The 13,449-nt window shown below is 68.4% G+C and carries 18 protein-coding genes, 1 tRNA gene and 1 other RNA gene; 11 read left to right on the top strand and 9 right to left on the bottom strand.

Annotation, left to right across the window (positions count from 1 at the left end; translation table 11 throughout):
• Nucleotides 1–19 precede the first annotated feature (19 nt).
• From C693_RS0114725 to C693_RS0114715, 3 genes are read left to right on the top strand one after another with little or no spacing between them, the layout of a single operon-like run.
• Complete coding sequence (locus C693_RS0114725) at nt 20–796, top strand: L,D-transpeptidase family protein (RefSeq protein ID WP_017463038.1); 777 nt, start codon at nt 20–22, stop codon at nt 794–796.
• Entirely contained in the window at nt 793–2,031 is a 1,239-nt protein-coding gene (locus tag C693_RS0114720; RefSeq protein WP_017463037.1) for a dicarboxylate/amino acid:cation symporter, read from the top strand. Before C693_RS0114725 ends, C693_RS0114720 begins: the two co-directional genes overlap by 4 nt.
• Nucleotides 2,028–3,167, top strand: a complete 1,140-nt coding sequence (locus C693_RS0114715; protein ID WP_017463036.1) for an NAD(P)/FAD-dependent oxidoreductase — start codon at nt 2,028–2,030, stop codon at nt 3,165–3,167. The genes C693_RS0114720 and C693_RS0114715 overlap by 4 nt, the downstream gene beginning before the upstream one ends.
• A 9-nt stretch (nt 3,168–3,176) precedes the next feature.
• On the opposite strand, the gene C693_RS0114710 is transcribed toward C693_RS0114715, so the two are convergent.
• Entirely contained in the window at nt 3,177–3,377 is a 201-nt protein-coding gene (locus C693_RS0114710) for a hypothetical protein (RefSeq protein WP_017463035.1), read from the bottom strand.
• Nucleotides 3,378–3,519: 142 nt separating this feature from the next.
• On the opposite strand from C693_RS0114710, the gene C693_RS0114705 reads away from it, so the two are divergent.
• From C693_RS0114705 to C693_RS0114690, 4 genes are all read left to right on the top strand, one after another.
• The gene (locus tag C693_RS0114705) at nt 3,520–4,119 is read left to right on the top strand and encodes an anthranilate synthase component II (protein WP_017463034.1); all 600 of its coding nucleotides are present in this window, start codon (nt 3,520–3,522) and stop codon (nt 4,117–4,119) included.
• Complete coding sequence (gene trpD / locus C693_RS0114700; protein WP_017463033.1) at nt 4,116–5,165, top strand: anthranilate phosphoribosyltransferase; 1,050 nt, start codon at nt 4,116–4,118, stop codon at nt 5,163–5,165. Before C693_RS0114705 ends, trpD begins: the two co-directional genes overlap by 4 nt.
• A gap of 66 nt (nt 5,166–5,231) precedes the next feature.
• The gene (gene trpC, locus C693_RS0114695; protein WP_017463032.1) at nt 5,232–6,026 is read left to right on the top strand and encodes an indole-3-glycerol phosphate synthase TrpC; all 795 of its coding nucleotides are present in this window, start codon (nt 5,232–5,234) and stop codon (nt 6,024–6,026) included.
• Nucleotides 6,027–6,031: 5 nt separating this feature from the next.
• Nucleotides 6,032–6,733 (top strand): HAD family hydrolase, encoded by a 702-nt coding sequence (locus C693_RS0114690; RefSeq protein ID WP_052329402.1) that lies wholly within the window; start codon nt 6,032–6,034, stop codon nt 6,731–6,733.
• Between the two features lie 57 nt (nt 6,734–6,790).
• On the opposite strand, the gene crp is transcribed toward C693_RS0114690, so the two are convergent.
• Complete coding sequence (crp, locus tag C693_RS0114685) at nt 6,791–7,486, bottom strand: cAMP-activated global transcriptional regulator CRP (protein ID WP_026107441.1); 696 nt, start codon at nt 7,484–7,486, stop codon at nt 6,791–6,793.
• 294 nt (nt 7,487–7,780) lie between these two features.
• Between crp and speD the strand changes: the two genes are divergently transcribed.
• Nucleotides 7,781–8,566 carry an adenosylmethionine decarboxylase gene (gene speD, locus C693_RS0114680; protein WP_017463029.1) on the top strand — a complete coding sequence of 262 codons (786 nt, stop codon included), beginning with the start codon at nt 7,781–7,783 and terminating at the stop codon, nt 8,564–8,566.
• 55 nt (nt 8,567–8,621) lie between these two features.
• Here the strand turns inward: speD and coq7 are convergent, their stop codons facing one another.
• Nucleotides 8,622–9,263, bottom strand: coding sequence for a 2-polyprenyl-3-methyl-6-methoxy-1,4-benzoquinone monooxygenase (coq7, locus tag C693_RS0114675; RefSeq protein WP_017463028.1), 642 nt, complete (start codon nt 9,261–9,263; stop codon nt 8,622–8,624).
• Between the two features lie 259 nt (nt 9,264–9,522).
• On the opposite strand from coq7, the gene rplM reads away from it, so the two are divergent.
• The 3 genes from rplM to C693_RS0114660 all read left to right on the top strand — a co-directional run bounded on the left by rplM (nt 9,523) and on the right by C693_RS0114660 (nt 10,440).
• Entirely contained in the window at nt 9,523–9,951 is a 429-nt protein-coding gene (rplM, locus tag C693_RS0114670) for a 50S ribosomal protein L13 (protein ID WP_017463027.1), read from the top strand.
• Between the two features lie 9 nt (nt 9,952–9,960).
• Complete coding sequence (gene rpsI / locus C693_RS0114665) at nt 9,961–10,353, top strand: 30S ribosomal protein S9 (protein ID WP_017463026.1); 393 nt, start codon at nt 9,961–9,963, stop codon at nt 10,351–10,353.
• A 12-nt stretch (nt 10,354–10,365) separates the two neighbouring features.
• A tRNA-Gln gene (locus tag C693_RS0114660) sits at nt 10,366–10,440 on the top strand.
• 136 nt (nt 10,441–10,576) lie between these two features.
• Here C693_RS0114660 and rpiA read toward each other — a convergent pair.
• The 6 genes from rpiA to C693_RS0114635 form a co-directional block, all read right to left on the bottom strand.
• Nucleotides 10,577–11,212, bottom strand: a complete 636-nt coding sequence (gene rpiA / locus C693_RS0114655) for a ribose-5-phosphate isomerase RpiA (protein WP_017463025.1) — start codon at nt 11,210–11,212, stop codon at nt 10,577–10,579.
• A 40-nt stretch (nt 11,213–11,252) separates the two neighbouring features.
• Nucleotides 11,253–11,720 (bottom strand): EVE domain-containing protein, encoded by a 468-nt coding sequence (locus tag C693_RS0114650; protein WP_017463024.1) that lies wholly within the window; start codon nt 11,718–11,720, stop codon nt 11,253–11,255.
• Nucleotides 11,717–12,334: a 5-formyltetrahydrofolate cyclo-ligase gene (locus tag C693_RS0114645; protein WP_017463023.1), complete on the bottom strand. Its 618-nt coding sequence runs from the start codon at nt 12,332–12,334 to the stop codon at nt 11,717–11,719. The genes C693_RS0114650 and C693_RS0114645 overlap by 4 nt, the downstream gene beginning before the upstream one ends.
• Nucleotides 12,335–12,424: 90 nt before the next feature.
• A non-coding RNA gene (gene ssrS, locus C693_RS23120) (6S RNA) lies at nt 12,425–12,612 on the bottom strand.
• A 57-nt stretch (nt 12,613–12,669) separates the two neighbouring features.
• Complete coding sequence (locus tag C693_RS0114640; protein ID WP_017463022.1) at nt 12,670–12,984, bottom strand: cell division protein ZapA; 315 nt, start codon at nt 12,982–12,984, stop codon at nt 12,670–12,672.
• A 1-nt stretch (nt 12,985) separates the two neighbouring features.
• The gene (locus C693_RS0114635; protein WP_017463021.1) at nt 12,986–13,210 is read right to left on the bottom strand and encodes a TIGR02449 family protein; all 225 of its coding nucleotides are present in this window, start codon (nt 13,208–13,210) and stop codon (nt 12,986–12,988) included.
• Nucleotides 13,211–13,449 lie beyond the last annotated feature (239 nt).

The raw sequence follows: 13,449 nt of genomic DNA, 5'->3' as shown, positions 1-13,449 counted from the left end.
TCGGCAGGCAGGGCTCCCGATGACCTCCACGCTCACATTCCTGCGGCGCGCCGCCGTGCTCGCCGCGCTCACGCTTTCCGCCCAGGCCTTCGCCGCGCCGGCCGCGCTCCCGTGGCAGGGCGCGCGGCAGCTGGTGCTGGTGACCATCGACGGCTGGAACACCGATCAGGGCACGCTGCGCCGCTTCGTGCGCGAGGACGACCGCTGGATCGCGGTCGGCGCCCCGTGGCCGGTGGTGATCGGCAAGGCCGGCGCAGCCTGGGGCCTCGGCCTGCAGCCGCCAAGCGAGGACGGCCCGGTCAAGCGCGAAGGCGACAACCGCAGCCCGGCCGGCGTGTTCCGCATCGGCACCACGTTCGGCTATGCGCCGCAGATCGCCACGGCGATGCCATACCGCGCGCTCAGCGCCACCGACTGGTGCATGGACGTGGTCGAGTCGCCCTACTACAACCGCATCGTCGACGCGAAGCAGGTCGGCGCCGCCGCGGTGAAAGGCTCGTCCGAGCCGATGCGCCGGGACATCCACGTGCACGGCGACCAGCGCTACCGCATGGGCTTCGTCATCGACAGCAACCCGGACGCGAAGCCCGGCGCCGGCAGCTGCATCTTCGGCCACCTGTGGGCCTCGCCGACCACCGGCACCGCCGGCTGCACCGCGATGACGCCGGAGTCGATGCGCAACCTGCTCGGCTGGCTCAAGCCCGAGGATCATCCGGTGTTCGTGCTGTTGCCGCGCAAGGCTTATGCCGCCGTGCGCGACGACTGGCAGTTGCCGGTGCTGGAGGGCGGTCGATGAGTCCTACCGCACGCGTGTTGCTGGGCCTGGCGCTGGGTGCCGCGATCGGCCTGGCGCTGGCGGCGCTCGATCCGTCGATGGCGCAGACCGTGGCATCGGTGGTGCAGCCGGCCGGCAAGCTGTGGCTGGCGGCGCTGCAGATGACCGTGGTGCCGCTGGTGCTGTCGCTGGTGGTGGTGGGCGTGAATACCGCCAGCGATGCGGCGGCCTCCGGCCGCGTGGCGCGGCGGGCGATCGTGGTGTTCCTGGTACTGCTCACCGGCGGTGCCTTTCTTGCAGCGCTGCTGGCGCCGTGGCTGTTCCGGCTGTTCCCGCACAACCCGGCGCTGAGCGAAGCGCTGAGCCACGCCACGGTTCCGCTGTCCGCGCGCACCGCGCCGACCGGCTGGGTGGAGGCGGTCACCTCGATCGTGCCGACCAACGCGATCGCCGCCGCGGCACAGAGCGCGATGCTGCCGCTGGTGGTGTTCGCGCTGTTCTTCGGTTTCGCGCTCACCCAGATCCAGCCGGAGCGGCGCGCGATGCTGGTGGAATTCTTCCAGTCGATCGCCGACGCGATGATCGTGATCGTGCGCTGGGTGCTGTGGGTGGCGCCGCTGGGCGTGTTCGCGCTGATCCTGGCGGTGTGCGCCCGCGCCGGCGCCAGCATGCTCGGCGCGCTGGGCATCTACGTGCTGGTCGAATGCCTGCTGTACGTCGCGGTGACGCTGGCGATGCTTGCGGTGGCAGTGACCTGGGGCGGCGAGAAGCTGCGCCGCTTTGCCGCCGCGCTCGTGCCGGCGCAGGCGGTGGCGCTGAGCACGCAGTCGTCGCTGGCCTCGCTGCCGGCAATGCTGGAAAGCGCCAACGGCCGGCTGGGTTACCCCGAACGCGTCACCGCGCTGGTGCTGCCGATGGCGGTGTCGCTGTGCCGGCTGACCAGTCCGGTGCAGTACGTGGTGTCGGCGTCGTTCATCGCCTGGGCCTACGGCATCGACCTGTCGCCCGCCGCGCTGTGCGCCGGTGCCGCGCTGGCGGTGGTGATCAGCCTGGGTTCGGTCGGTCTGCCGGGGCAGGTCACCTTCATCGCCACCAACCTGCCGGTGGCGCAGGCGATGGGCGTGCCGGTCGGGCCACTGGGCCTGATGCTGGCGGTGGACACCTTGCCGGACACGCTGGCCACGCTGGGCAACGTCACCTGCGATCTCACCGCGACCAGCGTGGTCGCCCGCCAGTCCGCCGGAGAAGATGCATGAGCGTCGAGCAGGCCGATGCCATCGTGATCGGCGCCGGCATGGCCGGCGCGTCGGTGGCGTATTTCCTCGCGCCGCATGCGCGGGTGATCGTGCTCGAACGTGAGCCGTATGCCGGCATGCATTCCACCGGTCGCTCGGCGGCGCTGTTCTGCGAGACCTACGGCACGGAGCAGGTGCGCGCGCTGACCCGCGCCACCCGGCCGTTCCTGGCCGGTCCGCCGGAGGGTTTCGCTGCGCAGCCGATCCTCACCTCGCGCGGTGCCACGGTGATCGGCCGCGCAGACCAGGTGGAGCAGGTGCGCGCGATGTTCGAGACCATGCGCCGCGACACGCCCGATCTGGAGCTGCACGACGGCTCGCGCGTCCGCGACGACGTGCCGGTGCTGCGCGCGGAAGCGGCGGCGATCGGCCTGCACGAACCGGGCGCCGCCGACATCGACGTCAACGAACTGCACCAGGGCTTCCTGCGCGGTATGAAGGCGCGTGGCGGGGTGCTGCACGTGGACCAGGCGATCACGGCGATCGAGCGCGATGGCAGCGGCTGGGCGGTGAGCGTGGGTGATCGACGCTTCCATGCGCCATTGCTGCTGGATGCCGCCGGCGCCTGGGCCGATCAGGTGGCCGCGATGGCCGGCGTGACGACGCTGGGACTGATGCCCAAGCGGCGCTCGGCGTTCGTGTTCGAGCCACCGACCGGGCTGGCCGCCGCTGGCTGGCCGTTCGTCTGTGACCTCGACGAGACCTTCTACTTCAAGCCCGATGCCGGTCAGCTGCTGGGTTCGGCGGCGAATGCCGACCCGACCCATCCGCACGACGTGCAGCCGGAGGAGTTCGACATCGCGCTGGGCATCCATCACATCGAGGAGGCCACCACGATGACGATCCGCCGCCCGACGCGGACCTGGGCCGGACTGCGTTCCTTCGTCGCCGACGGCGACCTGGTCGGCGGCTTCGCGGCGGATGCGCCCGGGTTCTTCTGGGTCGCCGCGCAGGGCGGCTACGGCATCCAGACCTCGGCGGCGATGGGCGAGGCCTGCGCGAACCTGGCACTGGGCCGTCCGCTGCCGGCGCACCTGCAGGATGCGGGGCTCACCGCGGCGATGCTGGCACCCGACCGGCCTGGTCTGACCCGCTAGGTGCGACGGTCAGTGATGACCGCTGGCCACTGAGGGGGCGCTGCCCACGGACGCCCAGCCTTCGGCGACTCCCCGGGCAAACGGCCCGAGATTCCCCGACAGGAACAGCAGCAGTGCCGCAGCGACCAGCCAGCCACGCCGGTTGCGCCGGTAGCCGAGCACGAGCAGCACGAAGCCGGCGAGCAGCAGGGCGATTTCCACGTAGTCCATCTCACGGATCCTTGTGCCTGATGACGCCGGAGCATGACGCGATCGGGGGCTCCGGCGCAAAGTGCGCGGTACCGCGCCTGCACGAGCCGGCGCCGGCTGGCTATCATGGCCGCTCCACGCTTCCGGCCATGCGGCGTTCCCCATGCTCTTGATGATCGACAACTACGACAGCTTCACCTTCAACCTCGTGCAGTACCTGGGCGAGCTGGGGCAGGAGGTGAAGGTGGTGCGCAACGATGCGCTGGACGTGTCGGCAGTCCGCGCGCTGAAGCCGTCGCACATCATGATCTCGCCCGGGCCGGGCACCCCCGACGACGCCGGCGTGTCGCTGGCGATCCTGCGCGAGATGGCCGGCGAGCTGCCGATCTTCGGCGTCTGCCTGGGCCACCAGGCGATCGGCCAGGCGTTCGGCGGCAAGGTGATCCGCGCCAAGCAGATCATGCACGGCAAGACCTCGCCGGTGCGTCATCGCGGCCAGGGCGTGTTCGCCGGGCTGCCCGATCCGTTCGAGGCGACCCGCTACCACTCGCTGGTGGTCGAGCAGGGCTCGTTGCCGGACTGCCTGGAAGTGACCGCCTGGACCGAGAACGCCGACGGCTCGATCGACGAGATCATGGGCCTGCGTCACCGGACCCTGCCGATCGAGGGCGTGCAGTTCCACCCCGAGTCGATCCTGACCCAGCACGGTCACGCCATGCTGGCCAACTTCCTCGGCCTGCCGGCACGGAAGCTCGCCGCATGACCCTGCGCGAAATCACCATCACGCCGCAGGAAGCCCTGCAGCGCACGATCGAACACCGCGAGATCTTCCACGACGAGATGATCGCGCTGATGCGCCAGATCATGCGCGGCGAGGTCAGTCCGCTGATGACCGCGGCGATCATCACCGGCCTGCGCGTGAAGAAGGAGACCATCGGCGAGATCACTGGCGCGGCGCGCGTGATGCGCGAGCTGTCGGCCAGGGTGGAGGCGCCGCCGCACGACCATTTCGTCGACATCGTCGGCACCGGCGGCGACGGCGCGTCGAGCTTCAACATCTCCACCGCCTCGATGTTCGTCGCCGCGGCGGCCGGCGCGCGCGTGGCCAAGCACGGCGGGCGCAGCGTGTCGTCCAAGTCCGGCAGCGCCGACGTGCTGGAGGCGCTGGGCGCCTCGATCGACCTCAAGCCCGATCAGGTCGCCGCCTGCATGGCCGAGACCGAGATCGGCTTCATGTTCGCGCCGAACCATCACCCGGCGATGAAGGTGGTGGCGCCGGTGCGCAAGGAAATGGGCGTGCGCACCCTGTTCAACATCCTTGGGCCGCTGACCAACCCGGCCGGCGCGCCGAACATCCTGATGGGCGTGTTCCATCCCGACCTGGTCGGTATCCAGATCCGCGTGCTGCAGCAGCTGGGCGCGAAGCACGCGATGGTCGTATGGGGCCGCGACGGCATGGACGAGATCTCGCTGGGCGCCGCTACCCTGGTCGGCGAGCTGCGCCACGGCCAGGTGCGCGAATACGAGATCGAGCCGGAGGATTTCGGCCTGGCCATGGCCTCCAGCCGCAACCTCAGGGTGGACAGCGTGGCCGAGTCGCGCGCCATGCTGGAGGATGCGCTGAACGGCGTGCATGGGGTGGCGCACGATATCGTCTGCCTGAACGCCGGCGCGGCGCTGTACACGGCCGACGTGGTCGACAGCATCGACGATGGTATTGCCCTGGCGCGCCAGACCATCGCCAGCGGCGCTGCCCGTGCGAAAATACAGCAGTTCGTCGCCACCACCCGACGCCTCGCCGGTACCTGACGCCCCGACCCGGGCGCGGTGCCCTGTTTGACAGCCGCTGCGGCGGCGCCCAACGACACCACGACCATGGCCGACATCCTGCAACGCATCCTCGCCCGCAAGACGGAAGAAATCGCCGAGCGCAGCGCCATGCTGTCCCTGGACGAGCTGGCCGCGCGCGTGGCCGGCATGCCGGGCACCCGTGGCTTTGCCGCCGCACTGGAGGCGAAGATCGATGCCGGCCTGCCGGCGGTGATCGCCGAAGTGAAGAAGGCCAGCCCGAGCAAGGGCGTGATCCGCGCCGATTTCGACCCCGGTGCGATCGCACGCAGCTACGAGGCCGCCGGCGCGGCCTGCCTGTCGGTGCTGACCGACAAGGATTTCTTCCAGGGCAGCGAGGAGTTCCTGCGCCAGGCGCGCGAGGCGTGCTCGCTGCCGATCCTGCGCAAGGATTTCGTGATCGATCCCTACCAGGTGTACGAGGCGCGGGCGATCGGCGCGGACTGCATCCTGCTGATCGTGGCCGCGCTCGGCGACGCGGAGCTGATGAACCTCTCGCTGCTGGCGGCCGAGCTGGACCTGGACGTGCTGTGCGAAGTGCACGACGCCGAGGAGCTCGAGCGCGCCCAGGCGCTGCCGGTGCCGATGATCGGCGTGAACAACCGCAACCTGCGCACCTTCGAGACCACGCTGGAGACCACGCTGGAGCTGCAGCCGCTGGTCGAGTACGACCGGATCCTGGTGGCCGAGTCCGGCATCCACACGCCCGAGCATGTACGCCAGTTGCGCGACGCCGGCGTGCACGCGTTCCTGGTCGGCGAGGCGTTCATGCGGGCGGTCGACCCGGGGACCGAACTGAAGCGGTTGTTCGAAGCGGACTGAACGCGATGGAAGACCCGGGAGTGGCGTTGCCGGACGACGCGGTGCCGACGACGACGGCCGGCGGGCCGCGCGTGGTGCTGTTCGATTTCGACGGCGTGATCACCGTGGCCGACTCGTTCGGGCTGTTCATGCGCGAGCGCTATGCCGGCGTCGGGCGCAAGCTGCTGTTGCTGCCGGCCCTGCCGTGGCTGCTGCTGGTGCGGCCGTTTTCCTGGCGGGCGGCGGTGCGCACGGTGGTCCACGTCGGCCTGCTGGGGCTGGACGAGCACCGCTACCGTGCACGGGCCCAGGACTTTGCCGGTCGGCTGGTGCGGCGCCCGAAACAGTTCCAGCGCGATGCGCTGCAGGCCCTGCGCTGCCACCAGGCCGAGGGTGCCCGGGTCATCGTCGTCACGGGGTGCGAGCGGATCCTCGCACGCGGGCTGCTCGACGAGCTGGGGCTGCCCGAGGTGGAGCTGGTGGCCTCGGAGCTGGCGCCGGGCTGGCTGGGCATGCGCGTCAGGCGGCACAACATCGGGCAGCGCAAGCTGCAGTCGCTGGCCGAGGCTGGCGTGGCCCGCTGGGATCGGGCCTACGGCGACTCGGCGCTGGATATCCCGATGCTCAAGGAGGCGGCCGAGCCGGTGCTGGTGAACGGCTCGCCCAAGCTGTGCAAGCAGGTCGAGCGGGCGCTCGGACGCAGCGTCGAGCGGGTGGCCTGGTACTGAGCCAAAGAAAAAGCGGCGCCGGGCGCCGCTTTCTCCTGGTGCGATCGCGGGATCGGCTCAGCGGGTGCCGAGCACCACGATGGTCTTGCCCGATACGGTGATCATGCCCTGCTCCTCGAGCTGCTTGAGCACGCGGCCGACCATCTCGCGCGAGCAACCCACGATGCGGCTGACCTCCTGGCGGGAGATGCGGATCTGGGTGCCGTCCGGGTGGGTCATCGCGTCCGGCTCCTGGCACAGGTCGAGCAGGGTACGCGAGATCCGGTTGGTGACGTCCATGAACGCCATGCGGCTGACCTGGCGCGAGGTGCGCAGCAGGCGGTTGGTGAGCTGCGCGCCGATGGCGAAGAGGATCTTCGGGCACTCCTCGCGCAGCTGGCCTTCCATCAGCTGGAACAGGCGTTCGTAGCTGATTTCGGCCATCTCGCACGGCGTGCGGGTTCGCACCATCGATTCGCGCTGGGCCTGCTCCACGAACAGCCCCATCTCGCCGATGAACTGGCCGCGGCTGATGTAGGCCAGGATCAGCTCGCGCCCCTGTTCGTCCTCGGTGCAGACGGCCAGCGAACCCTCGATCACGTAATAGAGCGTGTTGGCCGGGTCGCCGGGGCGGATGATCGCGGTCTTGCCCGGGTATCGGCGGCGATGGCAGAGCGCGAGGAAGCGCTCCATGGAAGCCGGGTCCGGGGCGAAGCCCAGGGGGGCCTGGGACCGCTCGAATGCTTGCTGCAGTTGATATTTGAGTTGCGCCACGGTGTTTCCCGCTGTCTGAAATGCCTAGGGCTGCTCCCGATGAGCGGGCCGGCCCGACGTGAGCGTACGCGTTTATCCCCTGTGACGTCGCATTATGGCAAACCGTGGCGGGAACGCCACTTTCAGTTTTGCGCCGTTTTACCTCATACTTGGCGGTCTTCCAGCACCGGCGACGTGTCTCGCGTCGGTCACAAGGGTCGCGGAAGCTTGCCTTTCGTGCCGTACCATCCAGCGGGGACCCTTGTCGCTAACCCGCCTCTTTTGCTGGCCGCCGTGCGGCCATGGAGAGTTGTCGTGGTGAAACCACTCCCGCGCCTGCGTCTGCAGGGCTTCAACAACCTGACCAAGGCCCTGAGCTTCAACATCTACGACATCTGCTACGCAGTGTCCGAAGAGCAGCGCCAGCGCTACATCGAATACATCGACGAGCAGTACGACGCCGATCGCCTGACCCAGATCCTCACCGACGTGGCGGAGATCATCGGCGCGAACATCCTCAACATCGCGCGCCAGGACTACGACCCGCAGGGTGCCTCGGTCACCATCCTCATCTCCGAGGAGCCGGTGGTGGAGAAGCTCGGTCGCGACTCGATCGCCGGCGCGGTGGTGGCGCACATGGACAAGAGCCACATCACCGTCCACACCTATCCGGAAACGCATCCGCACAACGGCATCGCCACCTTCCGCGCGGACATCGACGTGGCCACCTGCGGCGTGATCTCGCCGCTGAAGGCGCTGAACTACCTGATCGACAGCTTCGAGTCGGACATCGTGATCGCCGACTACCGCGTGCGCGGCTTCACCCGCGACGTGAAGGGCAAGAAGCACTTCATCGACCACAAGATCAACTCGGTGCAGGACTACCTGGCGCGCCACATCCGCCAGAAGTACGAGATGTTCGACGTCAACGTGTATCAGGAAAACATGTTCCACACGAAGATGCACATCAAGGACTTCGACCTGGATACCTACCTGTTCGAGGCGCATGCCGACGACCTCTCGTTCAAGGAGCGCCAGCGCATCGAGTCGCTGCTGCGGCGGGAGATCGAGGAGTTGTTCCACGGCCGCAACCTGATGTGAAAAAAGACCCGCCGCGAGGCGGGTCTTTCGTTTCCGGGGTCGGCGCGGCGTGCGGTCAGATGCGGTAGGCGACCTTCTTCATCAGCAGCGAGGTCAGCTGCATCAGCGGCGGGATCGGGAAAGGCAGCTCCACGCCGCCGCGCGCCTCGGCCTCGTCGGCATGACGAACCTCGTCGGCCTGCATCTGGCGCAGCACCGCGCGCGAGCGCTGATCCTGCTCCGGCAGCGTCTCGAGATGTTCGGCCAGGTGCGCTTCGACCTGGCGCTCGGTTTCCACCACGAAGCCCAGGCTTACCGGATCCCCTGCCAGCGCAGCTGCCGCGCCCATCGCGTAGCTCCCCGCGTACCACAGCGGATTGAGCAGGCTGGGCCGGCTGTCCAGCTCGCGCAGGCGCTCGGCGCACCAGGCCAGGTGGTCGGTCTCTTCGGACGCGGCGTGCAGCAGGTGACGACGGGTCTCCTCCGATCGCGCGAGTGCAGCCTGGCCGTCGTACAGCGCCTGGGCGCAGACCTCACCGGTGTGGTTGATGCGCATCAGCCCCGCGGCATGGCGTCGCTCGGCCGGGTCCATCCCGCTTTCGCCGATGTCCAGCGCGGGTGTGGGGCGGACCGCCTGCGGCGCGCCGGCGACCGTCTCCAGGGCGCGCTCGAAGCCGGCGATCAGGCGGTCCAGGGGCGAGAGGTGGCGTACCGGCATGGGGATCCTCCAGAGGTGCTGCGCAGTCCCGTTATTGGACGACATGCCCGTGCTCCGGCCAAGCGGCATGTCGCCGCCGGCGGGGCGCGCCCGGATATTCCGGGGGGTTTTCAAATTTTCGGTGACCCGTGCTATCCTTTCCGGCCCGCAGCTCACCAAGGGTGGGCTTGTGCAGAGGGTGAAAGCTCGGCTATCATCCCGCACCTTTGTTTGACCCGATTCCCTCACCGCCTCCTTGGCGGCCTACAGGTATCCCGAAATGAAAACGTTCAGCGCCAAGCCGGAAAGCGTCAAGCGCGACTGGTTCGTGATCGACGCCACGGACAAGACGCTCGGTCGTCTGTCCACCGAGATTGCGCGCCGCCTGCGCGGCAAGCACAAGCCGGAGTTCACCCCGCACGTCGATACCGGCGACTACATCGTCGTGGTCAATGCGCAGAAGGTGGCGGTCACCGGCGCGAAGCTGGACGACAAGATGTATCACCGCTTCACCGGCTACGTCGGCAACCTGAAGACCACCAACCTGCGTGATCTTCTGGCCACCCACCCGGAGCGCGTGATCGAGATCGCGGTCAAGGGCATGCTGCCGAAGAACCCGCTGGGCCGCGCGATGTACCGCAAGCTCAAGGTGTACGGCGGCGCCGAGCACCCGCACACCGCACAGCAGCCGCAGGCGCTGGAAATCTAAGGAACCATCATGGCGATTCAGCAGAATTACGGCACCGGCCGCCGCAAGACCTCCGCCGCCCGCGTGTTCCTGCGCAAGGGCAGTGGCGCGATCACGGTGAATGGCAAGACCCTCGACCAGTTCTTCGGTCGCGAGACCTCGCGCATGATCGTGCGTCAGCCGCTCGAACTGACCCAGAACTCCGACAAGTTCGACATTACCGTCACCGTCGCTGGCGGCGGTATCACCGGTCAGGCCGGTGCGATCCGTCTCGGCATCGCCCGCGCGCTGGTGGAATACGACGAGGCCCTGAAGCAGCCGCTGCGCAAGGCCGGTTTCGTGACCCGCGACGCCCGTGAGGTCGAGCGCAAGAAGATCGGTCTGCACAAGGCACGTCGTGCCACGCAGTTCTCGAAGCGCTAAACTACGTTTCATAGCCCCGTCGCCAAGCGGTAAGGCACCTGACTCTGACTCAGGCATTCGGTGGTTCGAATCCATCCGGGGCTGCCAAACAAGACACCGGTCAGCACGACCGACCGGTACAAGAAACCCGCCTTCCGGCGGGTTTTTTGTTGGCCGCGCGCCGCAATGGGGGGAGCCTCGGGTGGGGCACCGGGCGAAGCCGCCCGGTGCCCGGGTCGCCGATTCAGACCTCGCGGTCGCCGACCAGCACCACGTCCGCGCCACGGCGGGCAAACAGCCCCACGGTGACGATGCCGGGAATCTGGTTCAGGTCGGCCTCCAGCGCCACCGGGTCGGTGATCTGCCAGCCGTGCACGTCGATCACCCAGTTGCCGTTGTCGGTGACCACGCCGTCCCGCCACACCGGATGACCGCCGCGGCGGGCGATCTCGCGACCGACCAGGCTGCGCGCCATCGGAATCACCTCGATCGGCAGCGGAAACTTGCCCAGCACGTCCACCTGTTTGCTCGAGTCGATGATGCAGATGAACTTGCCGCTGGCCTCGGCGATGATCTTCTCGCGGGTCAGCGCGGCACCGCCACCCTTGATCAGCCGCTTGTGCGGATCGCACTCGTCGGCGCCGTCCACGTACAGGGTGAGCTCCCCGGTGGCATTGAGATCGAGCACCTCGATGCCGTGCTTCTTCAGCAGGGCGGTGGACTGCTCCGAGCTGGAGACGGCGCCCTTGATGCGGTCGCGGATCGTGCCCAGTGCGTCGATGAAGTAGGCCACCGTCGAGCCGGTGCCGACGCCGACGATGGCGCCGTCCTCGACGAAGCGGAGGGCGGCTTCGCCGGCGAGTTTCTTTTCGTTGCTCATGGTTGGGGGTTCCGGAACGGTAGGGAAAGGCGGGGCCGGGTCATTCCAGGCCGAGGATGGTCTTCCACTCGCTGGCCTTCACCGGCATCACCGAGAGCCGGTTGCCCTTGCGCACCAGCGGCATCTCCGCCAGCGCGGGCAGGGCCTGCAGCTCCCTGAGCGTGATGGTGCGCTTCAGCTTGCGCACGAAGCCCACGTCGACCAGCATCCAGCGCGGATTGTCGCGGCTGGCGCCCGGGTCGAAATAATCGCTCTTCGGATCGAACTGGCTGGGGTCCGGATAGGCGTCGGAAACCACTTCGGCCAGTCCGACGATGCCCGGTTCGGCGCAGTTGGAGTGGTAGAAGAACACGCCATCGCCCACCCGCATGCCGTCGCGCATGAAGTTCCGCGCCTGGTAGTTGCGCACGCCGTCCCAGGGCTCGCGGCCGCGCCTGGCCAGGTCGTCGATGGAGAAGGTGTCCGGCTCGGACTTCATCAGCCAGTGGGCGATGCGGGCAGGGCTCATGCGTGGGTCTCGTTCTCGCGTTCGGCGTGGCAGTCGATCAGCTCGCGGTCGGTGGCGACGAAGTCCAGTGGCACGTCCCAGCGCGCGGGTTCGATCGCCGGCACCTCCTGGAAGTCATAGGCGATGCCGACCAGCAGCGGCTCGGTCGGGCGAGCCTGTTCGTTGAGAAAGGCGAAGCTGCGGTCGTAGTAGCCGCCGCCATAGCCCAGGCGCTGGCCGCGCCGGTCGAACGCCACCAGCGGCACCAGCACCAGGTCGAGCTGGAACGGGGCCAGCGGGCGCTCCACCCGAACCGGCTCGGGAATGCCGTGACGGTTCGGTTCCACCGCTTCGCCCGCCTGCCACGGCGCAAACCGCAGCTGGTGTCCGCTTTCGAGCAGGGGCAGCAGGAACTGCTGGCCGCGTGCCAGCAGGGGCGGGATCACCAGGTTCAGTGCCAGCTCGCCGTTGACGGCCCAGTAGCCGGCCACGCGCGCGTCGGTGTGGTACTCGGGCAGCTGTTCCAGGCTGCGCCGCAGCCCCTGGGCTGCGGCGATCCGCTGTTGCGGGGTGAGTGCCTTGCGCTGCTCGGTCAGGCGATGGCGAAGCTCGCGTCGCTGGGCGGTGGCATCCACGGTCGCGCGTCTCCCGGTAGGGCGCGCCAGGTTCGGCGCGCCGATAGCACGCCGGCCGACGCAGAACGTCGGCCGGTGCAGGAAAAGGTGGCGTCAACCGCGATGCCGCTGCCCACCAAACGACCTTGATCCACGATGGATCAGGTGGGAGGGCTTATCGGGCCTCGAGGCTTTCCGCACGCGGCGGACATGCACAACAGCCAGAAAGAAACCGACCCGGGGCCGTATTTAGGAACAAGGCAAATGTAAGAGTGTGCTGGCGCACACCGCAGAAAACGCCGGGACCGATTTTACCAGCAACCGGTCATCGCTGTGTGCATGCCGGTGCGCAGGATTCAGCCGCGCGGCGGGGCCGGTTCGAGCGCCGCCTCGAGCTTGCGGCGCAGCGCGGCGATGCGGTCGGTCACGCTCTGGTCCGCGCCGGAGTGCTGCTTGCGCAACGCGAGAAACTCGTGGGTCACGCTGATCGCCGCCAGCACGGCGAGGCGGTCGAACCCCGGCGTCTTGGCGTTGGCGCGCAGCTCGCGCATCTTGCGGTCGAGATAGCCGGCCGCCTCCAGCAGCCCTTCGCGCTCTTCCGGAGCACAGGCAATCAGGAATTCGCGATCGATCAGTCGCAGCGCGACCGGTTCGCTGGCTGGAGCATTCATGTCAGCTGTTGTTCTCGAGGGCTTTCAGGCGCTGGATCATTGCTTCCACCCGCCCGCGGGCCTGCTCGTTGCGGGCCATCAGCCCGGCGCGCTCGGTAGCGAGCTGCTCCTGGCTGTGGCGCAGGCTGCGGTTTTCCTCGGTGAGCCGCCGCACGGTGTCGACCAGCTGATCGACCTGGCGGTTCAGTGCATCGAGTTCCTGCTGGAGGTCGAAGGGCGTGCTCATGCCGGCAGACTATACCAGTGCGTTCGCCCAAAACAGCCGGCTGCGGCACGCTCCGCCGACGAGGCGTTAGACTGCCGCTTCAATCCCCAAGGAGCCCGCCATGACGGCCCCCGCCCGCGTCGAATTCGACGACCTGGACGACCTGACCCATCGCCTGAAGCTGGCGACCGAGCCCAGCGAGCTGGACGGCTCGGTCTGCGGATTCCTGGCGGCTGGCGGCCGCTTCGGCCGCCAGCCGG

This window comes from Dyella ginsengisoli LA-4, assembly GCF_000334915.1.
Lineage (GTDB): Bacteria > Pseudomonadota > Gammaproteobacteria > Xanthomonadales > Rhodanobacteraceae > Dyella_A > Dyella_A ginsengisoli_A.
This window is presented reverse-complemented; position numbering and strand designations above follow the sequence as displayed.